The following is a 23,500-nucleotide window of genomic DNA, read 5'->3' on the forward strand; positions in this document are numbered from 1 at the left end:
ATACTCGACTTTACCCACAAAGGATAAAGCCGAGCATTTTATTTTATCTGTTTTCTTTAAATAATTTCCTTAAACGCATCCGGTAGCGATGACGATTTTGACGCGATAGTTCGGTATTTTCTAACAGAGCTAAGACTTTTCTTTGATCTTTTGCTAGTAAGTGATTGTAAACTGTAATGAATTCATCTAAAAGTTCGATTTCATTAAAGTTTGTCTCCGCTTGTTGTAAAGAAAGGGCATCTTCGTCATTAACTTCTTGATCTTTTGGGTCTTTCTTTCGTTTTTTATCGATGATACTCCATAGTAAAAAACGATAAAGATAGCTCACATTGTTGTCTGCTTCAAATAAACCGCGTGTCTCGTAAGGCTTTGCTTTTAAGAAAAATAGTAGACGTAGTTCTTGCATATGGTCTTCATAATCTGGCTGTCCTGGGAAAATACTGCATTTACGTAGGACTTTATAAAATAGGCGTTGGTAGTCTTGGACGAGTTGATCTAGTTCTTTTGTTTGCATATCGTGTTGCTTCCTTTTTCTTATTATTCCTCGAGGTAGCTTTACTATAATAAGAACCATGCGAAGAGGAAAATCGGCGGACGGTGGGAAGACAGCGGAAATGGCTGGAAAGGGGTTAAAAAGAATTGGATGCTAATGGACGAATAGGGATTTAGGACGATTTTTAGTTTCGTTGGGCTGTTTTTCTTGGTTATTTTAAGGGGGATTCGCTCGTTTTGCTGGGTTTTAGGGCAAGTCAAACATTTCCTGATTTTTGATACCCTCTGGAGATATTTGTATAAAAAATGAACATAATTGTGTTTGAAATAAAGCGGATGCATGCTATGATTGTGACAGAATTAAGACCAAGGGAGGAAGTTATATGGCTACTATTACCGTTTGTGTGACTGATGAAGAAAAAGATTTTTTAGCAAGTGTGGCAAAATTTGAAGGGAAGAACCTATCTGAATTTTTGAAAACTACGGCATTATCCTCCTTAGAAGATGCTTATGATGCACTTAGTGGAGATGCGGCCTATGATGAGTACTTAAAAAATTCACAATCCCGTCCTCTGTCAGACTCATTAGAAGAATATGGAATAGGAGAAAGTAAATGACTTTTCATGTGGAGAGGGCTTATTTTTTTCAAAAAATGGAAAAGGAGGACACGCCATTATGGAAGTTGGAAACGATGATAAATTAAAGGCTAGTTTAGAAATTGTTGAAATGTTGAAAGAAGCAGAAAACAGCGGAATTATTGATATTAAGGAAGCTAGGAAAAGACTTCAGTTATGATTTGTTCGCTGAATTTCCTTATTGTTGGAAGGACGCCACAACGTTTGAAAGCATGTCTTGAATAAAAAACTGTATCAAAAAGTGCAATAAATCAACCCCGCAAACAGCTCTATGCCCCCTGTTTGCGGGGGCTTTTTTTTATTTATTGAAAAAACTTAGCTAGATCCGTGACATTTTTCTTCTTAACCACGTTTATAGATAGTGTAGGCGGCGCTGCTTATTAAAAATAAAATTTAGAGGAGAATGACTATGAAAAACTTAGAAAAAACAAAACTATCGGTTGAACTCAGCCAACCAGACGATGATAAAACGATTAAGCAAAATTTTAATGATGTGGTGTCAGAACCAGCTGAAGCTGCTGTATTAGCGCTTGGCGAAACAATAGCAAGTTTAGCACCGGAAGAAAATGAATTGGTTTTGGTGACTGAAACAGTGGAATATTCGCACGTGCAAGAAGCAGAAGAAATTACAGAATAAAAATTAGGAGGAAAATCACATGAAAAAATTATATCTAACATTCTTAAATGAAGAAGGTAAAGCGCACAATTTAATCCCTAAAGTAGCGGCAGAGGATTTAACAGAAGACGTAGTCCGAGAAGCAATGGAACAATTACGCGACTTAGATATTTTTGATAAAGATGGAGTAAAGTTGTATCAAGATATTGATAGCGCTAAATACGTAGAGACAATCGAAACCCCATTGTTTTAACGAAGTAAAGCGAGAGGAGTTCTCTTCTCGCTTTTTTTAAAACAGTAAAGGAGGAATTTTATGATTCCCAAACCGATTATTATCGACATTAGTGAATGGCAAGATCCGCAGCAAATCAATTATGACCAACTAGCTGCAAAGATCGATGGCGTTATTGTACGTGTGCAATATGGCTCCAACTATATAGATAAGCATTATAAAACGCATATCAAAGAATTTCAAAAACGGAATGTGCCAGTGGCTGTTTATGCTTGGGTACGAGGCTCGTCTTATGCGGATATGGAACAAGAAGCACAAGATTTTTATCAAAGAGCGCAACAATTTGAACCTACCTTTTGGTGGTTGGATGTAGAAGAACAATCAATGAAGGACATGCGTGGCGGCTGTGAAAAATACCGGAAAAAGTTAAAGGATTTAGGCGCAGAAAAAGTGGGCGTTTATGTTGCTAACCATTTGTATGCACAATTTAATTTAGCTACGGAAAAATTTGATGGCGTTTGGCTACCCACTTATGGGAAAAATACAGGACAATATCAAGGGGCAAGGCCAACCACAACAAATAGCTATGATATTCATCAATACACTTCAAAAGGAAAGCTTAGTGGTTACAATGGGGATTTAGATTTAAATCAGATCGTCAGGAGGGATCTGTTCTACTTTTTTCGTCAAGATCATCAAACTCCTGATAAAGAAAATAAAAAAGAAGTGGAGGGCATTGAAATGAAGACCATTACCACAACAGCAAAGAAAGTGAAATTACGCAGCTCGCCCAAAGTTGGCAACAATATTATTGTCGCTCTGGGCAAAGGAACTTCCATCAAGATTAATAACATCGTTTTTGGCGATGGCTTTGTCTGGGGCGTACAACCTAGAAGTGATGGGAAAAAAGGCTATATTGATATTGGGAAAAGCGTTGCTTGGGTAAAATAAAAGGTGAATAAGGACCTTCAACAATTGAATTTGTTGGAGGTCTTTTTGGATCGTACATGTAATCTAGCTGTGTTAAGAATCAAAGCGTTTATTTATTTTTTTGACCAATAAAGTTAATGCATTGGCAATTTCTGCCTGATCTTCATCCGGCAATTTCTCAAGAGAATCGTTTAATTCACGGATTTCTTCGCTACTTGTAGGAAACTTCCAATTAAAAAAAGTAGCGTCCGTTTCACCTAAAGCATCAATAATTCTTTCCACTGATTCTAATTCAAGGTTGGGAGCGTTGGTCTCGATTCTGCTGATGTGTTTAGAGTCCAGGCCGGATAGTTCTGATAATTTATCTTGGCTTAACCCTTTTTTCGAACGAAGATATTTAGTTCTTTTTGAGATATATTGTCTTACGCTTAAGTTTTCCTCCATAGTAATCACCTCTAATCATAGAATATAGTGTTTTCTAATACACTTTAACCTGTTTTAAATACACCGTTTATGGTCTATGTTGTTGTTAAATACACCGAAAAGTGATATAGTTATTCCAGATAAACGTTTTATCGTAATTTTTGAAAGGGCTTTATTTTATATGTATATGGGGAGTAACTCATAATAGGCTTAACCCAAATTTTTCTTTATTATTTTTGAAGAAGAACTTGGGTTTTTATTTGTTTGAAATTACATAAGGAAGGGGTGACTTTTTGGAACAATAAATGAAGAATGAACTTTTTTTAATAGATATAAAAATATCAGGAGGAATTTTCAATGCAAAAAGAAATTCTAGAGAATATCGCTCACTATTTTGATCATAGTTTAGTGAAGGCGGATGCAAAAGAAGAAGAGGTTTTACGTTTTTGTCAGGAAGCTAGAGACTATGGATTTGCTTCTGTAATTGTTAACTCAAGTTATGGCGAGTTATGTACAAAAGAATTGAAGGATTCCAATGTTCATGTAGGACTCACTATAGGCTATCCGTTAGGAGCTGCTACTACTGCTATAAAAATTTTTGAAGTTAATGAGTGTGTCAAATTGGGTGCAGATGAATTGGACGTTGTTATGAATATAGGAAAATTTTTAGACAAAAAATATAACGAAGTTGTTGATGATTTGAAAGAAGTGGTAGAAGCATTTAAAAAGTTTGGCGACGAAAAAATTGTAAAAGTTATTATTGAAACGTCCATTATTGGAAACGATAAAATTGATCAAGCAATTGAATGTGTTATTGATGCTGGAGCAGATTTTGTAAAGAATTCCTCTGGATACGCGAATTATGGCACCACTATTGAAGACATTACTGAGATGGAGAGAGCAGCCGGAGATCGGATTCAAGTAAAAGCTTCTGGAGGCATCCGAAGTTTAGAAGATGCACACAAGTATATCGAACTTGGCGTAACTAGAATAGGTGGTACAGGAGGAGTTAATATCACTAAAGAGGCAAAGAAAATGTTAGAGAATATAAACTAATTAGTTCATTGAAAATTTAATAAGATGTAGGAGAGAGTATATGAGAAAAGGACTTTCATCTGTTTTAAGAGAAGAAACATTTTATATAGATATTGCTCCGTTTCGTAATAAAGAGGACGTGTTTCAACATCTAGCAGAATGGTTTACTGAAGCTGGAATAGTTAACGATACAACACTTTTTAAGAAAGCTCTTTATGAACGAGAGGCTCTTGGTTCTACCTTCATGGGGAATTCCATTGCGTTGCCTCATGCAAAGAGTGATAGTGTATTGAAGCCTGCAGTTTTATTTTGTCGCACAAAAGAACCTTTCGTATATGAATCAGGCGGAGAAAAGGGGATGGTGCAATATATATTTATGTTAGCTGTACCTATTAAAGGCTCCGGAGAGACGTACCTTAGGATGCTGGCAAATTTAGCAGGGCTTTTAGCGAAAGAAGAATTTTTAGAAAAATTAAAAGATATTGAAACGCGACAAGAGCTCTTAGATTATGCTACTGAATTTAATGAAGATACTTAGAAAGGAAAAATACAATGAAAATTATAGCAATTACATCGTGTGCAACAGGAATTGCCCATACCTACATGGCTGCTCAAGCAATAAAAAAAATATGTAAACAAAAAGGACATGATTGTAAAGTTGAAGTCCAAGGGGCGCTAGGAATTGAAAATGAGCTAACACAACAGGATATTCAAGGAGCAGACATTATCGTGTTAGCAAATGATGTCAAGATCCAAAAAGGAGAAAGGTTTGAAGGCTTAGAAAAAAATATAATTCATACAAACCCGCATGAAGTTATTAAAAAACCAGAATTAATATTTGAAAGGGCGTAACGGTTATGAAGCAGACTTTAAACGATATCAAAAGTAGTCTAATGACTGGCGTTTCGTGGATGCTTCCTTTTGTTGTTGCAGGCGGAATACTTGTAGCTTTAGGATTTTTATTTGGGGGTATCAACATTGAAGAAGCAGTCGAGCCCTACGGTACTTTCATTAGTAGCATATATTGGATTGGTCAAAATGCTTTTAGCCTAATGATCCCTGTTTTAGGCGCTTACATAGCCTATTCAATTGCAGATAAGCCAGCACTTGCATCAGGTATGGTAGGTGGATTACTAGCTGATGAAATGGACGCAGGATTTCTGGGTGCGTTAATCGCTGGGATTATTGCGGGCTTCTTCGTTCGTGAACTTAAAAAGATCCCTGTTCCTGGCAGCATGAGATCGGTTTTATCAACACTCATTATACCGATTATTAGTGTAGTAGGTATCGGATTATTAATGGTGTATATCATTGGACAACCTGTAATGGCGATTACTTCGGGGATGATTAGTTGGTTAAATAGCATGAGTTCGGCTAATGCGGTTATTTTAGGAATTATTACAGGTTGTATGTATGCATTTGATTTAGGAGGTCCTTTTAACAAAGCTTCTTACGCTTTTGCTTTAGCTGCAAGTGCAGGAGGGAACTGGGAACCTATGGCGGCTGCAGCTTTAGCTTGTATGACTCCTCCTTTGGGAATTGGTATCGCAATGCTTGTACAAAAGCATCGTTTTACTAAAGAGGAACGAGCAAGTATTCCTGGTTTAATCACTGGAGGGATAGCTCAGATTACGGAATTTGCCATTCCTTTTGCTGTGGAGAATCCAATTCGTGTGATACCTGCGCTTATGGCAGGTTCATCTGTGGCTAGTGTGTTAGCTTATGTAACTGGGCTAACAATGCACGCTCCGCATGGTGGGATATTTGTGATACTACTCTATAATAAACCACTATTAATGATATTGTATTTACTTATTGGTTCTTGTGTAACTGCACTTTGTTTTCTTTTATTACGCAAAGATCCAGAAGAATTAGAAGAAAATTAAAATCACAAAGGAGAAGATTATGAGAAGATTTAACTGGTGTATTATCGGTAGTGGTTGGATCGCTCATGAGATGGGCGATGTTTTGCAACAATTGGATGGAATTTATGGAGTGTTTAATCACTCAAAAGAAGAAGCAAAAAAATATGCGGAAGAATATAATGTATCGCATGTTTTTACTAAAGAAGAAGAGATGTTGGCAGATGAAAACATTGATATTGTTTATGTAGCTACACCTCATAATCTACATTATCAATTTACGAAAAATGCACTGCTTGCAGGCAAAAACGTTTTTGCTGAAAAAGTGATCACAGTTAATAGCGAACAGTTAGAAGAGTGTGTAGCTATCGCTAAAGAAAAAAATTTAATGATCATGGAAGGTATGACACTGTACCATATGCCGTTATTTAAAGAAATGAAACGAAGGATCGAGACAGGAGACATTGGGAAAGTGAAGCTAGTCCAAGTCAATTTTGGTAGCCATAAAGAGTATGATACGACTCATCGTTTCTTCTCTAAAGAGCTGGCAGGAGGCGCTTTATTAGACATTGGGGTTTATGCTTTATCATTTGCTCGCTTTTTCTTAGAACAAAAACCTAATGTGGTATTGTCGACGGTGAACTATTTTGAAACAAGCGTAGACGAAGAATCCGGTATATTGATGAAAAATGAACAAGGACAAATGGTTGTAACGGCTCTGACGATGAGGGCAAAACAACCCAAGCGTGGTGTAGTTGTAGGTGAGAAAGGCTATATTGAGATTGAGGAATACCCTCGTGCAGATAAAGGAAAGATTGTTTATACCGAGACAGGAAAAGTCGAAGAGATAAGCTCAGGAAACTCTGCAGACGCTTTAAAGTATGAAGCTTTAGCCTTACAAAAATGTATTGAAGACAATGATAATGGAGAAGAGTTGAGATATACAAGAGACGTTAATGCGCTTTTGACGGAGGTAAGAAATATTTGGGGATTTAAGTATCCGTTTGAAGAGTAAAGTAAACATTTTTCGTTTGGAAAGTCATATTTAAGAATGCATTTGAATAAAATGGAAAAAAACACTCTATTTTCTTGTCAGATAAATTTATCTACACAAGAAAGTAGAGTGTTTTAAAATCGATTATAACACCATTAATTAAAAAAACAGGTTCCTACAATTTCAGGGCGCTGCTACTAGAAAATACATATCCTTGATTTTGTAGTGAGCAGGGTTTTAGCATTAATTTTCTTCTTTACCATCGGTTAAATCAATGATTTCATTAAAAACTTTTATGTAATCATTTTTAGAAAGACTATGTTCAATTCGTTGTAATAGATGATTTACTTCATCTTCATCATTTTCAATACTTTGAAAGAAAGTGGACAAATTAACATTTAAAACATTTGCAATTTTTACTAAAGTTTCTATGGTAGTATTTCTTCGACCAGTTTCAATAAAACCAATTGTTTGCTGACTTAATCCAATTCCATCAGCTAATTCTTGTTGTGATAGCCCTACTTTATTTCGATATTTTGCAATATTGGGCCCTATTTCGTTCAATTGTATTAAATCCATATTTATTCTCCTAATGAATACTTTCTATAAATCAATTATAGAGAGGAATCGCTATGGTATGTAGTTACTTAAAGTAAAAACGTTTTTAATATTTATTTACTTTAAGTTGTTAAACGTGCTATAATTTATGTAGGTAATGAAATCGCATTATCTGTTTTTATTTGTTTAAGAAGTAAAGAAGGTGATCGATGATTTAGTTATCGTTTATGGGAACTTATAAAAGATATTTTTAGGGAGGTTAAAATGTTAGAAAAATTAATTACTTCAGACACATACCAGTATACAGAAACAGATCTCGATTGGAAGGAAGCTATAAGGTATGCTTCTGAACCATTACTTGCTAAGGGCTATATTACGAATAAATACATTGAAAAAATGATTGATAATGTCGAAAAATTAGGTCCATTTATTTACTTAGGAAAAGGGATAGCTATCCCTCATGCTAGACCAGAATTTGGAGTAAACGAAACTTCAATGAGTGTACTACGAGTTAAAAAACCCGTACTTTTATTAAATGATTCTGAATACGCAATTAAAACTTTTATTGTACTCGCTGCCGGAGACAATGATAAACATTTGGAAGCTTTAAAGCAGCTAACGAATATTTTAACGGTAGATAAATATGTAGAGAAAATAAACAATTCAAATAATTTTTCCGATATAGAAATAATCTTAAAAGAAAATAATGGAGAGGAAGAATAATATGTTACGAATAGGAACAGCCTGTGGATCTGGGTTAGGTTCAAGCTTTATGGTGGAAATGAATATTGAAAAAATATTAAAGAACAAAAATGTTGATATGAGTGAAGTAAAAGTTGACCATTACGATTTAGGAAATGCATCAAGAGGAGATGCAGATATTTGGATCGTTGGAAAGGACCTTGAAAATTCAGTCAGTCATTTAGGAGATGTCCGCTTTTTAAATAGTATCATTGACCTAGACGAACTGGAAGGCGTAGTAGATCAAATTATCAAAGAGAAAGATTTAGGATAGGAGAGAACTAAATGAATAATTTTTTAGCAGTCATAACTGATATTGCAAGTACGCCGGCTATACTGGTAGCTATAATTGCAATACTAGGATTAGTACTTCAAAAAGCTTCCTTAAGTGATACAGTCGTTGGAGGAATAAAAACTTTTGTTGGTTTTTTAGTCTTATCAGCAGGCGCCGATGTTGTGAGTGGATCATTAGAGCCTTTTGGAGAAATGTTTCAAGAAGCGTTTAACATGCAAGGAGTTATTCCTAACAATGAAGCGATTATTGCCACAGCTTTAGGTGAATATGGCTCTATTTCGGCCTTAATTATGCTAGTCGGTATGATTTTTAATATTTTAATTGCAAGGATCACAAAGTATAAATATATTTTTCTAACAGGACATCACACCCTTTATATGGCTGCAATGATTGCCATCCTTTTGACAGTTGTAGGTTTTGACTCAACGCCAATGATTATTGTCGGAGGGTTAGCTTTAGGACTTATTATGACTCTTTCTCCAGCTATAATACAAAAATTTGTTGTAAAAACAACTGGACAAGATAATATTGCTTTAGGACATTTCGGTGCAGTCGGGTATATGTTAAGCGGTTTTATTGGCAGTAAATTAGGGAAAAATTCGAAATCCACAGAAGACATAAACTTTCCTAAGGGACTTTCATTCTTGCGTGACACTACTGTAAGTATCACGATTACGATGGGTGTTACTTATCTGATTGTTGCGTTGTTCGTTGGTCCTTCTTATATTCAAGAAGCTTTAAGTGATGGAACAAATTATATCTTATATGCTTTAATTTTAGCCGGGGAATTTGCAGCAGGGGTAGCTATTATTCTCCAAGGAGTCCGTTTAATTTTAGGTGAGATTGTTCCAGCATTTAAAGGAATTTCTGAAAAATTAGTTCCAGATTCTAAACCAGCGTTAGATTGTCCTATTGTATTCACTTATGCACCTAACGCTGTAATCATAGGTTTTCTATCGAGTTTTGTTGGTGGAATTATAAGTATGCTATTAATGGTAGTCATCGGAGGGGTTGTCATATTACCCGGAGTAGTAGCGCACTTTTTCACTGGCGCTACAGCTGGGGTCCTCGGGAATGCTACCGGTGGTATTAAAGGAACGACGATTGGGTCGTTGGCTAATGGGATTTTAATTAGCTTCTTGCCTTTAGCCTTAATGCCATTAATGGGGGACTTAGGTTTTGCTGGCGCAACATTTTCAGATGCGGATTTTATATTTGGAGGTTTCTTCTTAGGTTACTTAGGACAATGGGGAGGCCCTGTGCTGGTAACTATTGGAGTAATAGCGGTATTAGCTATTATGATAGCACTGTCATTGTTCAGGCCACATAAAAAAATGAAAGCTTAACTAAACATATATTTTATAACGAATTTTTAAATTGAGAGGAAGAAGAGAATGTTTGATAAAACAGATCAATTAGCAGTAAATACCATACGTACACTAAGTATAGATCAAATCGAAAAAGCGGGTGCAGGTCATCCTGGTTTACCAATGGGAGCAGCTCCTATGGCCTATGTTCTTTGGACAAAACATTACAAGTATAACCCTAATAATCCGAAATGGTTTAATAGAGACCGCTTTATTCTTTCGGCAGGACATGGTTCTGCTATGCTATACAGTTTACTTCATCTGTCGGGGCTTGATGTTTCCATTGAAGAACTAAAACACTTTAGGTCACTAAAAAGCAAGACTCCTGGGCACCCTGAAACTCATATTACGGAAGGAGTAGAAGCAACCACAGGGCCATTAGGACAAGGAATTGCCAATAGTGTTGGTATGGCAATGGCAGAAGAACATATTGCTTCATTATATAATAAGGAAGATTACAACCTAACGGACCATTACACTTACGTGTTATGCGGGGATGGTGATTTACAAGAAGGGATCTCATATGAAGCGGCCAGTCTAGCTGGACACTTGAAATTAGGGAAATTAATTATTTTGTTTGATTCAAATGATGTTCAATTAGATGGCGATTTAAATAAGACGTTTAGTGAAAACATTCAACAAAGATTTGAATCTTTCCAATGGGATTATTCGAAGGTTGAAGATGGAAACGACTTAGATGAAATTGACAAAGCCATAACAAGAGCAAAGAATGTTTCAGACAAACCATCCATTATAGAAATTAAGACAGAGATTGGTTATGGTTCACCAACTGCTGGAACTTCTGCTATGCACAGTGATCCAATTGGTGATGAAGCTGTGAAAACTACAAAAGATTTCTATAAGTGGGATTATAATGACTTTGAAGTTCCTCAAGAAGTATATGACCGTTTTGATGATACTTTAGGCGCTAATAATGCTACTGAACAAGAATGGAACCAATTGTTGGAGGACTATAAAAGGGATTTTCCAGAATTAAGTGACGAGATTACGAATGTGATTAACGGAAAACTTCCTGAAGATTGGGAAGAAAGTCTGCCTTCGTATGAGTCTGATTCTAAAGGATACGCAACAAGAAATATTAGCTCAGAGCTTTTGAATAAAATAGCCAAGGTTGTACCTAACTTTTGGGGTGGTTCAGCTGACTTAGCTTCTTCTAATAAAACTATGATAGATGGAGCGAAAGATTTTCTTCCTGGACAGTATGAAGGGAAAAATATTTGGTTTGGCGTACGAGAATTTGCAATGACGGCTATAAATAACGGAATTTTGTTACATGGTGGAACCTTCCCATATATTGGTACATTCTTTGTATTTTCAGATTATGCACGCCCAGCCATTCGTTTAGCGGCTCTTTCTAAGCTACCAGCAATTTATGTATTTACCCATGATTCCATTGCGGTTGGTTTCGATGGTGCAACACATGAACCTATCGAACAATTAGCAAGCTATCGGGCGATGCCTAATATAACATTGTTTAGACCGGCAGATGCAAATGAGTCAGTAGCAGCTTGGAAACATGCATTGAACTCAGAAGATCATCCTACAATCTTAGCCCTATCGCGTCAGGCTTTACCTGTACTTGAAAATTCTGAAGAATTAGCACCTGAAGGCGTTGAAAAGGGTGCATATACTATCTCTCCAGCAAAAGATAAAGCTGAAGGACTGTTATTAGCAGCAGGCTCTGAAGTGGCAATTGCAGTAGAGACACAAAAAAGGTTATTAGAAAAAGGACATGATGTCTCAGTAGTCTCATTCCCAAGTTTTGATTTGTTTGATAAACAATCAAAAGAATACAAAGAAAGTGTTTTGCCAAAAGAGGTGAAAAATCGGCTGAGCATTGAGATGGGAGCAACATTTGGCTGGGATCGTTATGTTGGTTTAGATGGCGAGATATTTGGTATCGATAGATTTGGCGAGAGCGGATCTGGCGATGACGTTATTAAGTATTTTGGTTTTACGGTTGATAATATAGTTGATAAGTATCTTTCAATGGTGGAATAGGAAGATATTTATTTAGAAAAATTTATTTTAAAGGGTAAGAGCCGCTCTCTTTATTGTAAGGTTGATATAAACCATAGCGATAAGGAGGGCGGTTTTGTGTGTTATTTTTTTAAGTGTAAGATGAATAAGTAAAAGAAAACCTAATAAAGAATATCTTTGTGACAAATATACATATTTATATTTAAAGTAAGAAAGAATTTTTCGCCTATAATAGATATTAAAAACTGGTTAACTTTTTATAGAACAGAAAAAAGAATTTATAGGTTATATTAAGCATGAAAATACTTGATCTATATCTTTTTTTCAGACTACTATTAAAATTTATAAAAAAGGGTGTTATGCTAAAATTATACAAACCAGTAAAATAATTGATATATACGAAAAAAGAAATATATAGTGAGATATTCTAGACGTAATTTTTTGAAAAGTTTTTTAAAGAACAAACGCTAATAAAAAGCAGAATAAATGGATCTTTAGATTACTTTTATAAAGATTATTTTGATGAAAATATGAGTCATGGGATGTGGAAGAATTATATGACAGATAATAACGAATACACACAAAAATTGGCAATTTTTTTACATAAAGAAACTGTGAAAGAGTATGAACAATGTATAAAGGATAGTGCAATTGAGGAATCAAAAATCTATGATGTAAAAGAAGCGATTGGTTTGTCTGGGAAAATATTTTTGTATAATACAATTTATAAATTTCCGTCATGGCGAGATTCATTGTTAAAATTAGCTGAGGAAGAAACAGTTGGGATTGGGAAGAACGCTTCGAATAAAGCGGCGGTGGTTTTTAAGCATGAAGGACGTTTTTTTAGTATTACGTTTGGCTATGGGAAATCTATGCTAGATGATACAACTATTACTCGAAATTTTGGATTGTTTGTATCGGCAAATTTAGTTGATCCAAGTAAGATAAGAAGTCTTAATTCGATGATGATAGAAGATACTTTAGTTGCTACTCAGAAACAAGCTATGACACTTACTACACAAGAAAACCTTCAGGTTGACCCAGAAAAGGAAATATTAAAATCAATATCAGGTTCGCCAGAACAAGAAAGTACAGCTAAATTTTTAGTTGGAACGGATTCCTTAATAGCTACTAAAAAAATGAAAATCGAAGACATCAAAGAATCTATAGTATTTTTTTATTCTAAATACAAAGATACAAAATATAAAGAAAACGGTTTTGGCTGGTTAGATAATATTCACCAAGAGAACGATAAAGCCGTTAAAGCTAGCCTAGATAAAAAACTATCAGAGGATATTTTAGACTCAGAAAAAAATATTGTAATAGGTCCAAATCATGTTTTAAATTGGGAAGATATAAATGGTTTTTACTTTTCCGGAATGCAGAATAAGTGTCCAGTTTCAATTGATCTTGAATATGAGTTATATTTGAATTACATACAGACTCATAAGAATAATATAAAAAACTCAAGTTTCGCACATGTAAAATGATACTAAACAACGGTTTCGTCAGCTCTTGAGCCGGAAAAATTATAGACTTGACTTCTTATCTTCTTATACAAAAAGAACTCCTTTTGTTTTATAATTGATTTAACCACAAACCAAAAACAAAGGAGCTCTTACCCTTATGGTACACTTAAAAGACGTTAAAAATCAATTACCGAATGAAATAAGTATGTGTCAAATTTTTTGAGGTTGAATAAAAAATGACCTTTGGGACAGACACTTTTTGTATTTTTTTACCTCACGTTCGTTCGGTTAGACCTCATGATATCTAACAAAAACAAGTTTTTATTAGATATAATTCGGTGTCGTTATTAATTGCTCCAATCCTTTGGCAAATTGGCCTAAAGGGGCACTTTTAGCTTTTCCTTCACCAATTTGGCCCTTAAATGCCCCTTCATGCGTTTGAAAGTTAGGCTTTTTCTGTACCCAACGTTTCATGGCTTTCCAACGCTTTTCCTGGGCGAGTACATCATTCGGTAAGGCTTCATATTGGTTCAACCAACCGTCAAATTCTTGGTTTCTTAAACTATCAATGACACGAATCATGGCCTGCGCCCCTGTTTTTGTCCATAAACGACCTTGGCGCTTCATCCGGTAGGTCATCTTCCGATGGGTACTTTCGATTGTGCCAATACAAGCTTTGGGATCCACGATCCCTCGGGCTTTCCGAGGTTTTAAATACGGCCAATTCCTTTGAAGATAATGATGGAGTAAGCGCAATTGTTCCAAGAATTCGGCTTCCTTTTCTTCGATCAAACTTTCCGAGGTGTCTAAGACAAGCTGGACCTCTTGCCAATCATAATGTTGAATCGCCTGGATCATCCGATTTTGAAGTTGCGGGACAAAAGACAGACGTTCTTTGATTTTCCGATGGACATGATACCGATCACGAAAGTGTTCATGACGTAAACAGCCTAAGGAAAGTTCATCAAACACAGCTTTTTCATAGCCTGAACCCCCATCACTATTGGAAACGACAACGGTATTTGTTAGATCATAATGCGCTTGAATATAGTTCATTATTTCTTTTTGCGCTTGTTGTCGATTGAGATGACTGACAAAGTGAGGAGCGATCATTTCCGAGCGATGCCCGACTTTCTGGCTCCCTTCACTTACTTGAAAACGATGGATTTCCAGCGACTGCTTCTTCTGACCGCCAATCTTCACTCCGTCGCCTTCTAGATATAAGTAGGGCACTTTTTTCTTAGAAATGTCCCCCTCGTAACGACTTTCATGGGTACTTCGTGTCTGAACCAGTTCTTCGGTTTTGACCACCAGTTGTTGCACATTTTGATGGCTCATACGCCAAGAAGTCAAACAGTCGATCGCTTGGGAGACGTGACGGTAGACCATCGTTGTCCCCAATTGGGAAACGTTGCGTAGCACAAGAGAGCTATAACGGAGGCTCTTCCGAATACCCAGAAATTCATCCAAAGGATAACGAATTTCATTGGCTTGATTTTTCATTCGGCGGCGAACATAGGTCACGGTGCCAAATAAGAAAGTCACCGTTCGTTCACTTTTACGGTCCACTTGAAAGCCTTCCTTTTTGCATTGGGCCGAAACCTCCGCATCGAGAATTTGGAAGGCAAGTTGTGTTATCGTCGCTAGGAGTTGGGCAAAAAAGACCATCATGGCTTTTTCTCTTGCTAAAAAATTCGTTTCCTTCTTCATTACTTCAACTAAATCTGTTACAATAGACTCCATAAGAAACCGCCTCTGTTATTAGTGCCTGTCACAGCCCAATAACTAGAGTAACGGTTTCTTTTTTATTCGTCTAGCATTAACCTCAATAAATTTTACACTTAGATGAAATAAAAGCCCTTTTTTCTGAATTAAAAGTCACACAATTTTTAAAACAAGCCCATATTAGTAAACAAAAAGGGTACTCGGTGGCTGTCCTCTTCACTTTTCTCTTTAGCCTCGTTTTTAAAGGAAAAACTTTAAATCAAGTGCTTAGCGGACGGGAAGGGGACCAATATATGAAAAAAGATATCGTTTATCGATGGATGAATGACCCACATAACAACTGGCGTCTGTTTTTACTTCGGTTTAGTGCCTCTGTCATCGAAAAGCTTCATGCTTTAACGGATACGAAGACCCATCTTCGTACGTTGATTCTGGATGATTCGACCTTTTATCGTAACCGCAGCCAAGAGGTGCCGGGTTTGGCTCGTCTTTGGGATCATGCGCTCAAACAAGGTTACAAAGGGTATCGTATGCTTACTTTAGGCTTTTCCGATGGCTATTCTTTTATTCCGATTGATTTTGGTTTGCTTTCCGGCCAGAAAAAAGTTAACCAAGCCATAACAGAAAAAGACCAACGAACCGTAGGAGCGAAACGGTTCAAAGAATCCAGTCAAAAGATGCCAGAAGTGGCCCTTGAGATGGTTCAACGTGCCTTGGACCAAGGGATTTACGCCACCCATGTGTTGATGGATAAATGGTTTACCTCTCCTAAAATGATGGATCAACTACACGAAATGGGCATTCACACCATCGGGATGGTGAAAAATGGAAAAACCCAATATCTTTTTCACCAACGTTTATACAAATTGGAAGAACTTTATGCGAAATCTACAAAAGAATATACACAAGAAGCGATTATTTCCTCGATCGTGGTGAAACCCAGTTCTGGCAAAAATCCCGTCAAAATCGTTTTTGTCAAAAATCATAATAAGAAAAGTGCTTGGTTGGCGATTATGACCGATGATCTGGATTTATCTTCTCAAGAAATTGTCAAAACCTATTCGGTCAGATGGGACATCGAAACATTTTTCAAGGCCTCAAAATCACTGCTTAATCTAACCAAAGAAACGCAAACACGGCATTATCAAGCCTTGATTTGTCATACCACCATTGTATTCACGCGGTACATTTTATTAAGCTGGCAACAGCGCTGTGCCAATGACGAGCGGACTTTAGGCGGTTTATTTTATGAACTGGGCGATCAAATAAAAGAGCTCGATTGGTCCGCCGCCCTTATCGAATTGGTTCATATTATCCAAGTGGTAAGCGAAGAGTCTGGAAAACAATTACAAGATTTTATTACAAGTCAACTCCAACACTGGGTGGATACTCTGCCTCATTATATCAAGGCTTATCTCCCTAATTTGGTGTGCGAAACTTGAGTAAAAAATATAATAAGAAAATTAAAAAAAGATTGTGTATACGCTAGTGTTGATAATCAAGAGGAACCAATACTTATATCGAGGGTGTATGACGGAATACTTTACGAGTTAGTTCATGAAGGGAAACGTTATATGCTATGCTATGGTAATTGGTATCAAATTAATAATGATTTTTATTCAAATATAAGGGACAAAGTAAATAACGCTCCTTTATCAGAGCTAGAATTACCTGATTGTGGAGAAAACATGCATGAAGGAACTTATAACGAAATAGCAGCTCTTTCCTCGGTTAATTTTGTACTTTTGGACAAGAAAGATTATCTTGTCCCAAGATATGGGACAAGCAGAATAGAACCTTGTGATATTATTACTCAAAATAAAGAATTGATCCATATAAAAAAGAATGATTCGTCATCTAAGCTGAGTCATTTGTTTGCGCAAGGATTGGTATCAGCAAAATTTTTGAATGGGGATTTAGGTTTTAGAAATTATATTAATGGTTTAGTTAATGAAAGTTTTGGTGAGAATTTTATTACAGAGGAAGATTCAAATGAAGATTTTGAAATTGTATTTGCGATTATCGATAAAAAAGAGGGGACGTTAGTTGATAATTTACCTTTCTTTTCTATGGTAAATTTAGCCCAAATATTAGAACAATTGAAATCCATGGATTATAAGTATTCATTAATTAAAATTAACGTAACGAAACAAGAGCAATTAAGTCTTTTTTAAAATAAAAAGTAGTATTGGCTGAAAATAGTTACTAAGAGGATTAAAATTATACAATTATGTAATAAACGAACGCACGTATTTTTGACTAATTATTTGAGCTAATTACTGATTAAATTAAAGGCAATACCTTAGCCTGAAATTCTGTAAAGGTTAGAAGAGGAGAAGAATTTTGTAAATGCTGTAAAACAAAAACGAGAGCTTTTATTGATTCTGCTATGCATGTAAAGCTAGCGTCTATCCAAATACACTCAATATTACCAACAATTTAGTAAGTTTTTATTATAATAAGGAAGGATAATATAATGGAAAAACAATCACAGACAAACTCAGAGGATTTTTTTAATGAAATTTATAAATTTAGTTGTAGCCATTTTTTAACGTTGCATTTTTTTGTTCTTTTAACCACTGCAATATTACCACCCCTTTTGCCAGTGGCGGTTTCATTTATACTCACAGCAAGTAATGTTACTTTTAATATAATTGTAAAAGTTATATTGTTGGCTTTATATAGCTTATGTATAGGAAACGTTAGTTTAATGTTTATTCGCGATAAATTCTTTGGAAGAAATGAAAAATACAAAAGGAAATTACTCAATAAATTTAAACAAAATCATATTTTTAAAGCTAGTCAAGTGAAACAATTAATAAAAGAAAAAGATTATTTATTAATTAAAAGTAAAAAAGAGAGAAATCTAATTTTGAAAATACTTGTAAATTTTTTTAAATTGATAATCGTTCCAGCAGCTTTATCTTTATATAATTTGTTAACACCGTATCGTGCACTTATGGTTTTAACGTTTTTATTTCTTATTTCAATAGAATTTTTTATTTTTTGTTGGAAGAATTTTGACTATATGAAGTTAATAGGAATAAAAAATATATATAAATATACTCAAGTACAATATGAATTGGAATTTGCTGAAGAAAGTTTTAAACAGGAAGAAGAAAAACTCAAAATTAAATAAGAACGAGTGAAAGTATAAAAATAAATGTTTTCCATGCCTCTCAAAATAAACTATTTCAATCAACGCGTTTATATTTTATTTTGAGGCATAGAAATTGCTTTTGTTAAGTTAATTTTGGAAACGTCTGATTCATTTTTATAGAAACAATATATTATAAAAGTATTGACTAATGTTTATGTACATATTATGCTTACTTTGTAAGCGATAACAATATTGCTGGGAAAATAAATACAGGAAAAATTTAGAGTTGGTGGACATATGGCAACAATTAGAGAAGTAGCTGACAAAGCTGGAGTATCTGTGGCAACTGTTTCTAGAGCAATTAACGATAGTGGATACGTTGGTAAAGAAGCTAAACGCAAAATAATGAAAGCGGTTAAAGAACTAAATTACAAGCCAAATGAGGTAGCTAGAAGTTTATATCAAAAATCTTCCAAAATGATCGGTTTATTATTACCAGATATAGCAAATCCTTTTTTTCCCTTAATTGCAAAAGGTGTAGAAGATGTAGCGCAGGAAAAAGGTTATATGGTGTTGTTGGGAAATGTGGAAGGGGATTCACATAGAGAACAAAAGTATATCGATTTCTTTTCGCAGTATAATGTTAGTGGCGTTTTATCGGCTAGCAGTGAAGCCCAAACTTTTGGTAAGGGGATTCCTATCGTATTTTTGGATAGAGTTAAAGATAGGAAAAATTTCTTTGTTACAGTAGATCATTTTAAAGGAGGACAATTAGCAGCCCAAACAATATTGAAAAGTAAACCTCGTAAAGTAGTCATCATGGTTGGACCACGACACGTGGATGTAGCAGTTGATCGTTTGCAAGGTGCAGAATCAATATTAAACGAGAGCCAGATCGACTACGAATTATTTGAAACAAGAACTTATCAGGCGGAAGATGCAGAAAAAACAGCAGAAGAATTATTAAACAACTTTGAAAATATTGATTCAATCATCGCAAATAATGATATTTTTGCGCTTGCGATTATTAAAGAAGCTCTTAAGAGAGGATTAAGGGTTCCTGAAGATATCCAGATTATAGGATATGATAATACGCCATTCAGCAATTTTATGAATCCACAATTAACCACTGTTGCTCAGCCCGGCTACGAGATCGGATACGAGGCTGCACAAATTTTATTTAAAATCATCGATAAAGAAACTGTTCATAAAAGCGTATCATTGGAACCATATGTTATTGAAAGAGAATCGTTAAGAAAGGTAGGAGAACAAAAGAATGGCTAGAATTACAGTTGTTGGAAGTATTTCTACAGATTTTGTGGTTACAGTGTCAAGGCGACCTGAACTAGGAGAAACAATTGAAGGAGAATTATTCGAAACTAATTTTGGAGGGAAAGGAGCTAACCAAGCAGTTGCTGTTGCTAGATTAGGCGCCAAAACAAATATGGTTGGCGCTGTAGGGAATGACGATTTTGGTGATTTACTTATTGCTAATTTAATCGAAGAAGGTATCTCTGTTGAAAATGTGGAACGGGTTACAGAACAACCATCTGGTGCGGCTTTTATTAATATCGAAGCCAATGATAATTCGATTATTTATATTCCAGGAGCTAATGGAGAAGTAACAAGAGATTCAGTTAACCGAGCGCGTGCTGCATTTGACCAAAGTGATTTTGTCTTGATTCAAAACGAGGTTATTCAAGAGGTCGTGGAAGAAGTAATTGCCTACTGCTTCGAAAATAGGATACCTATTTTACTGAATCCAGCGCCTGGAAGGCCTCTTGGCGATGGTTATATTAATAAAGTAACTTATTTAACCCCTAATGAGACTGAATTTTCTATTTTATTTCCTGATGAAAAAATGGAAGATGTTATGAAAAGATATCCGAATAAATTGTTTGTCACATTGGGAGCTCAAGGCGTCAAGTATCATGATGGAAATGAAATAGTAAAAGTGGATGCATTTGAACCGCAAGAAATTATCGACACCACTGGCGCAGGAGACACCTTTAATGGGGCTTTCGCTGTTGCAATTACTAAAAAATTATCCATTAAGGATTGTGTTGAATTCGCCAATTTAGCAGCTTCTCTTTCTATTCAGAAACATGGTGCACAAACTGGGATACCCTTATTAAATGAAATGAAGGACAGTGAATATTATGAAAAAAAATGGAATATTGAATAGTGAAATAAGCAAAGTGTTATCTGATTTGGGACATACAGATCAGATAGTGATTGCTGATGCTGGGTTACCTGTGCCTGAGGGCGTCAAAAAAATCGATTTGGCGTTAACTGCTAACATGCCGACATTTGTGAATACTCTTAAAGCAGTTTTAGATGATATGGCAATTGAAAAAGTCTTCCTTGCTGAAGAGATCAATACCAAAAATAGAGATTTAGAAGAAGAAATTTTTGGTTTAATGGATAAGGATGTAGCGTACAACTATGTCTCTCATGAAGAATTTAAAAATTTAACAGAAGGTGCTAGGGCAATTATTCGCACAGGTGAATGTACTCCTTTTGCTAATATAATCCTTCAATCAAAACCAATTTTTTAGGAGGCGTCACGGTGGAGATTAGACTAGAAAATATAAAAAAGACATTTGGTGATAATGTTGTACTTAGTGACACAAATTTTGACTTAAAAACAGGAGAGGTCCATGCTCTAGTTGGGGAAAATGGGGCCGGTAAGTCAACTTTGATGAATATTCTTACAGGTCTACATGAACAAAACGAAGGGAAAGTTCTGGTTGATGGAGTAGAAACTAAATTTTCAAATCCCAGCGAAGCAGAAGAAAATGGGGTCAGTTTTATTCATCAAGAAATGATTACATGGCCTGATATGACCGTTTTGGAAAATATGTTTATGGGAAAAGAGATCAGAAATACAATTGGCTGGGTCAATAATAAGGAAATGACTAAACAAGCGACAAAAGTTTTCGAGGAACTTGGTTTTTCTATTGATTTGAATCGTGAAATGCGTACCTTAAGTGTGGGACAACAACAACTGATTGAGATTTCCAAGACACTTTTAAATGATGCAAAAGTGATTATCATGGACGAACCAACAGCTGCTTTAGCAGGAAAAGAAATCAATATGTTATTTGGTATTATAAAAAAATTGTCTGCTGAGGGCGTTTCAATCATTTATATTTCCCATCGAATGGAAGAAATATTTGAAATTAGCGATCGAGTGACAGTGATGCGTGATGGTGTCACGGTAAGCACTAAGTTAACGAAAGACACAGATAATGATGAAATTGTTAAACAAATGGTTGGAAGAGATATAGAAAATTATTATCCAGATATGAACATCGAAAAGGGAAATGTCATATTGGAAATAGAGCATTTAACCAGAAAAAATGTTTTTGAAGATGTTTCTTTTCAATTGCATGAGGGAGAAATACTTACCTTTTCTGGATTAATGGGTGCAGGCAGGACTGAAATTATGAGATCCATCTTTGGCGCAGACTCGTCCAGCTCGGGGCGAATAGTAGTCAACGGTAATGAAGCGAAAATAAAAAGCCCTTTTGATGCCATCAAAGCAGGAATAGGATTTGTGACAGAAAATCGAAAAGACGAGGGGCTTATTCTTGATTTTTCAATACGGGATAATGTAAGCCTTACCGCTTTAAATGAGTTTTCGAAAGGAGGATGGATCAATCGAAAAGAAGAAGGAGAATTTGTTGACTTATTGGTAAAGAGGCTAAGTGTAAAAATGACAGATATCAATCAACCAGCGCTTTCTTTGTCGGGAGGTAACCAACAGAAAGTGGTTTTAGCAAAATGGATTGGTGTGGGTCTAAATGTTCTGATTTTGGATGAACCAACCCGTGGAGTAGACGTTGGCGCCAAAAGAGAAATTTATGAATTGATGAAGGAATTAGCCCAACGAGGAGTAGGCATTATTGTTGTTTCGAGTGATTTACCTGAAGTTATTGGTATCAGTGATCGAGTTCTTGTCGTTTACGAAGGAACTGTCACTGGCGAGTTGAATAAAGAAGAACTGACTGAAGAAAATATCATGACATATGCAACAGGAGGTTCCAAATGAAAGATACTGCAGAAAACAAAACAAAAAAAGAACTAAAACGAAGTGAGTTTTATCGAAAACTTGGTCCTTTATTAGCTTTAATTGTTCTTATTATTCTTGTAACAGTTATGAATCCAAGCTTTATAACCCCTACGAATTTACTGAATCTATTACGTCAAGCATCTGTCAACGCTTTAATCGCTTTTGGGATGACATTTGTCATAATCACAGGAGGTATCGATTTATCTGTGGGTTCAATCTTAGCCCTCAGTGGTGCGTTAACAGCTGGTTTAATAGCAGAGGGACTCCCTCCTATTGTCGGAATTATTGGAGGCCTTTTCTTTGGCGGGATTATGGGGCTATTTAATGGATTTCTAGTAACAAAAGGAAGAGTAGCTCCATTTATTGCAACACTAGCAACTATGACAATTTATCGGGGTTTAACACTTATTTACACTGGTGGCAACCCAATTACAGGATTTGGCGGAGGATATTTATTTCAATTTGTAGGTAGAGGGTATTTGTTTGGAATCCCTTTTCCAGTCATTATCATGTTTCTAGCATTTGCTCTCCTTTATTGTTTATTGCATAAAATGACATTTGGTAGAAAGACGCTTTCAGTAGGGGGAAATGAAGACGCCTCTTTCATAGCAGGTATTAAAACCGATCGAATCAAAATGGCTGTGTATTCAATATCCGGTGTTCTTTCGGCTGTTGCAGGATTGATTTTAGCCTCTCGTTTGAATTCAGCGCAACCAACAGCAGGTACAACTTATGAATTAGATGCTATTGCAGCGGTTGTTATTGGAGGAACAAGTTTATCAGGAGGAAAGGGGAGATTATTTGGAACATTTGTCGGTGCTTTGATTATGGGAACATTGAATAATGGGTTGAACTTATTGGGCGTATCAAGTTTTTATCAGCAAGTAGTTCAAGGAATTGTGATTATTATCGCCGTATTAATTGATCGTAAAGGAAACTAACTAAGGAGG

26 protein-coding genes are annotated in these 23,500 nt (G+C 35.7%); 22 read left to right on the forward strand and 4 right to left on the reverse strand.

The genetic code is table 11. The annotated features are described in order from the left end of the window. Positions 1 to 43 precede the first annotated feature (43 nt). Positions 44 to 514, reverse strand: coding sequence for a sigma-70 family RNA polymerase sigma factor (locus tag C7K43_RS11530; protein WP_124006963.1), 471 nt, complete (start codon positions 512 to 514; stop codon positions 44 to 46). A 361-nt stretch (positions 515 to 875) separates the two neighbouring features. Between C7K43_RS11530 and relB the strand changes: the two genes are divergently transcribed. From relB to C7K43_RS11550, 4 genes are all read left to right on the forward strand, one after another. Continuing rightward, positions 876 to 1,109, forward strand: coding sequence for a type II toxin-antitoxin system RelB family antitoxin (gene relB / locus C7K43_RS11535; RefSeq protein ID WP_124006964.1), 234 nt, complete (start codon positions 876 to 878; stop codon positions 1,107 to 1,109). A gap of 427 nt (positions 1,110 to 1,536) precedes the next feature. Next, positions 1,537 to 1,764, forward strand: a complete 228-nt coding sequence (locus C7K43_RS11540) for a DUF1659 domain-containing protein (protein ID WP_124006965.1) — start codon at positions 1,537 to 1,539, stop codon at positions 1,762 to 1,764. 19 nt (positions 1,765 to 1,783) lie between these two features. Next, complete coding sequence (locus C7K43_RS11545) at positions 1,784 to 1,996, forward strand: DUF2922 domain-containing protein (RefSeq protein ID WP_124006966.1); 213 nt, start codon at positions 1,784 to 1,786, stop codon at positions 1,994 to 1,996. 60 nt (positions 1,997 to 2,056) lie between these two features. Further along, positions 2,057 to 2,926, forward strand: a complete 870-nt coding sequence (locus C7K43_RS11550) for a glycoside hydrolase family 25 protein (RefSeq protein ID WP_124006967.1) — start codon at positions 2,057 to 2,059, stop codon at positions 2,924 to 2,926. 72 nt (positions 2,927 to 2,998) lie between these two features. On the opposite strand, the gene C7K43_RS11555 is transcribed toward C7K43_RS11550, so the two are convergent. Beyond that, entirely contained in the window at positions 2,999 to 3,349 is a 351-nt protein-coding gene (locus C7K43_RS11555) for a helix-turn-helix domain-containing protein (RefSeq protein ID WP_124006968.1), read from the reverse strand. A 336-nt stretch (positions 3,350 to 3,685) separates the two neighbouring features. Between C7K43_RS11555 and deoC the strand changes: the two genes are divergently transcribed. From deoC to C7K43_RS11580, 5 genes are read left to right on the forward strand one after another with little or no spacing between them, the layout of a single operon-like run. Further along, positions 3,686 to 4,384 (forward strand): deoxyribose-phosphate aldolase, encoded by a 699-nt coding sequence (gene deoC / locus C7K43_RS11560; protein ID WP_124006969.1) that lies wholly within the window; start codon positions 3,686 to 3,688, stop codon positions 4,382 to 4,384. Between the two features lie 40 nt (positions 4,385 to 4,424). Next, complete coding sequence (locus tag C7K43_RS11565; RefSeq protein WP_124006970.1) at positions 4,425 to 4,901, forward strand: PTS sugar transporter subunit IIA; 477 nt, start codon at positions 4,425 to 4,427, stop codon at positions 4,899 to 4,901. Positions 4,902 to 4,915: 14 nt separating this feature from the next. After that, entirely contained in the window at positions 4,916 to 5,215 is a 300-nt protein-coding gene (locus tag C7K43_RS11570; RefSeq protein ID WP_124006971.1) for a PTS fructose transporter subunit IIB, read from the forward strand. A gap of 5 nt (positions 5,216 to 5,220) precedes the next feature. Next, positions 5,221 to 6,249 carry a PTS fructose transporter subunit IIC gene (locus C7K43_RS11575; RefSeq protein WP_124006972.1) on the forward strand — a complete coding sequence of 343 codons (1,029 nt, stop codon included), beginning with the start codon at positions 5,221 to 5,223 and terminating at the stop codon, positions 6,247 to 6,249. Positions 6,250 to 6,268: 19 nt separating this feature from the next. Further along, the gene (locus tag C7K43_RS11580; protein ID WP_124006973.1) at positions 6,269 to 7,240 is read left to right on the forward strand and encodes a Gfo/Idh/MocA family protein; all 972 of its coding nucleotides are present in this window, start codon (positions 6,269 to 6,271) and stop codon (positions 7,238 to 7,240) included. A gap of 222 nt (positions 7,241 to 7,462) precedes the next feature. Here the strand turns inward: C7K43_RS11580 and C7K43_RS11585 are convergent, their stop codons facing one another. Beyond that, positions 7,463 to 7,798, reverse strand: coding sequence for a helix-turn-helix domain-containing protein (locus C7K43_RS11585; protein WP_124006974.1), 336 nt, complete (start codon positions 7,796 to 7,798; stop codon positions 7,463 to 7,465). Between the two features lie 243 nt (positions 7,799 to 8,041). Here C7K43_RS11585 and C7K43_RS11590 point away from each other — a divergent pair, with 243 nt between their 5' ends. From C7K43_RS11590 to C7K43_RS11610, 5 genes are all read left to right on the forward strand, one after another. Beyond that, positions 8,042 to 8,500 carry a PTS sugar transporter subunit IIA gene (locus C7K43_RS11590; protein WP_124006975.1) on the forward strand — a complete coding sequence of 153 codons (459 nt, stop codon included), beginning with the start codon at positions 8,042 to 8,044 and terminating at the stop codon, positions 8,498 to 8,500. A gap of 1 nt (position 8,501) precedes the next feature. Beyond that, a complete protein-coding gene (locus C7K43_RS11595) occupies positions 8,502 to 8,792 on the forward strand; it encodes a PTS sugar transporter subunit IIB (RefSeq protein ID WP_124006976.1) in 291 nt (96 codons plus the stop codon). Positions 8,793 to 8,803: 11 nt separating this feature from the next. After that, complete coding sequence (locus C7K43_RS11600; RefSeq protein ID WP_124006977.1) at positions 8,804 to 10,159, forward strand: PTS ascorbate transporter subunit IIC; 1,356 nt, start codon at positions 8,804 to 8,806, stop codon at positions 10,157 to 10,159. 48 nt (positions 10,160 to 10,207) lie between these two features. Continuing rightward, the gene (gene tkt, locus C7K43_RS11605; RefSeq protein ID WP_124006978.1) at positions 10,208 to 12,202 is read left to right on the forward strand and encodes a transketolase; all 1,995 of its coding nucleotides are present in this window, start codon (positions 10,208 to 10,210) and stop codon (positions 12,200 to 12,202) included. 536 nt (positions 12,203 to 12,738) lie between these two features. After that, entirely contained in the window at positions 12,739 to 13,671 is a 933-nt protein-coding gene (locus C7K43_RS11610) for a TIGR04141 family sporadically distributed protein (RefSeq protein WP_157977753.1), read from the forward strand. A gap of 303 nt (positions 13,672 to 13,974) precedes the next feature. Here the strand turns inward: C7K43_RS11610 and C7K43_RS11615 are convergent, their stop codons facing one another. Next, positions 13,975 to 15,393 carry an ISLre2 family transposase gene (locus C7K43_RS11615; protein ID WP_124006980.1) on the reverse strand — a complete coding sequence of 473 codons (1,419 nt, stop codon included), beginning with the start codon at positions 15,391 to 15,393 and terminating at the stop codon, positions 13,975 to 13,977. A gap of 89 nt (positions 15,394 to 15,482) precedes the next feature. On the opposite strand from C7K43_RS11615, the gene C7K43_RS11620 reads away from it, so the two are divergent. From C7K43_RS11620 to C7K43_RS11655, 8 genes are all read left to right on the forward strand, one after another. After that, positions 15,483 to 16,817, forward strand: a complete 1,335-nt coding sequence (locus C7K43_RS11620) for an IS4 family transposase (RefSeq protein ID WP_124006981.1) — start codon at positions 15,483 to 15,485, stop codon at positions 16,815 to 16,817. Between the two features lie 12 nt (positions 16,818 to 16,829). After that, the gene (locus C7K43_RS11625) at positions 16,830 to 17,549 is read left to right on the forward strand and encodes a TIGR04141 family sporadically distributed protein (protein ID WP_226996793.1); all 720 of its coding nucleotides are present in this window, start codon (positions 16,830 to 16,832) and stop codon (positions 17,547 to 17,549) included. A gap of 302 nt (positions 17,550 to 17,851) precedes the next feature. After that, a complete protein-coding gene (locus C7K43_RS11630; protein ID WP_124006983.1) occupies positions 17,852 to 18,514 on the forward strand; it encodes a hypothetical protein in 663 nt (220 codons plus the stop codon). Between the two features lie 258 nt (positions 18,515 to 18,772). Beyond that, positions 18,773 to 19,759 carry a LacI family DNA-binding transcriptional regulator gene (locus C7K43_RS11635; protein WP_124006984.1) on the forward strand — a complete coding sequence of 329 codons (987 nt, stop codon included), beginning with the start codon at positions 18,773 to 18,775 and terminating at the stop codon, positions 19,757 to 19,759. Beyond that, complete coding sequence (gene rbsK / locus C7K43_RS11640; protein WP_124006985.1) at positions 19,752 to 20,660, forward strand: ribokinase; 909 nt, start codon at positions 19,752 to 19,754, stop codon at positions 20,658 to 20,660. Before C7K43_RS11635 ends, rbsK begins: the two co-directional genes overlap by 8 nt. Then, positions 20,635 to 21,033 carry a D-ribose pyranase gene (rbsD, locus tag C7K43_RS11645; RefSeq protein WP_124006986.1) on the forward strand — a complete coding sequence of 133 codons (399 nt, stop codon included), beginning with the start codon at positions 20,635 to 20,637 and terminating at the stop codon, positions 21,031 to 21,033. Before rbsK ends, rbsD begins: the two co-directional genes overlap by 26 nt. A gap of 11 nt (positions 21,034 to 21,044) precedes the next feature. Then, a complete protein-coding gene (locus C7K43_RS11650; protein ID WP_124006987.1) occupies positions 21,045 to 22,529 on the forward strand; it encodes a sugar ABC transporter ATP-binding protein in 1,485 nt (494 codons plus the stop codon). Continuing rightward, positions 22,526 to 23,491: an ABC transporter permease gene (locus C7K43_RS11655; RefSeq protein ID WP_124006988.1), complete on the forward strand. Its 966-nt coding sequence runs from the start codon at positions 22,526 to 22,528 to the stop codon at positions 23,489 to 23,491. Before C7K43_RS11650 ends, C7K43_RS11655 begins: the two co-directional genes overlap by 4 nt. Positions 23,492 to 23,500: the final 9 nt, after the last annotated feature.

Origin of the sequence: Tetragenococcus koreensis (assembly GCF_003795145.1) — a bacterium.
GTDB classification, from domain to species: domain Bacteria; phylum Bacillota; class Bacilli; order Lactobacillales; family Enterococcaceae; genus Tetragenococcus; species Tetragenococcus koreensis.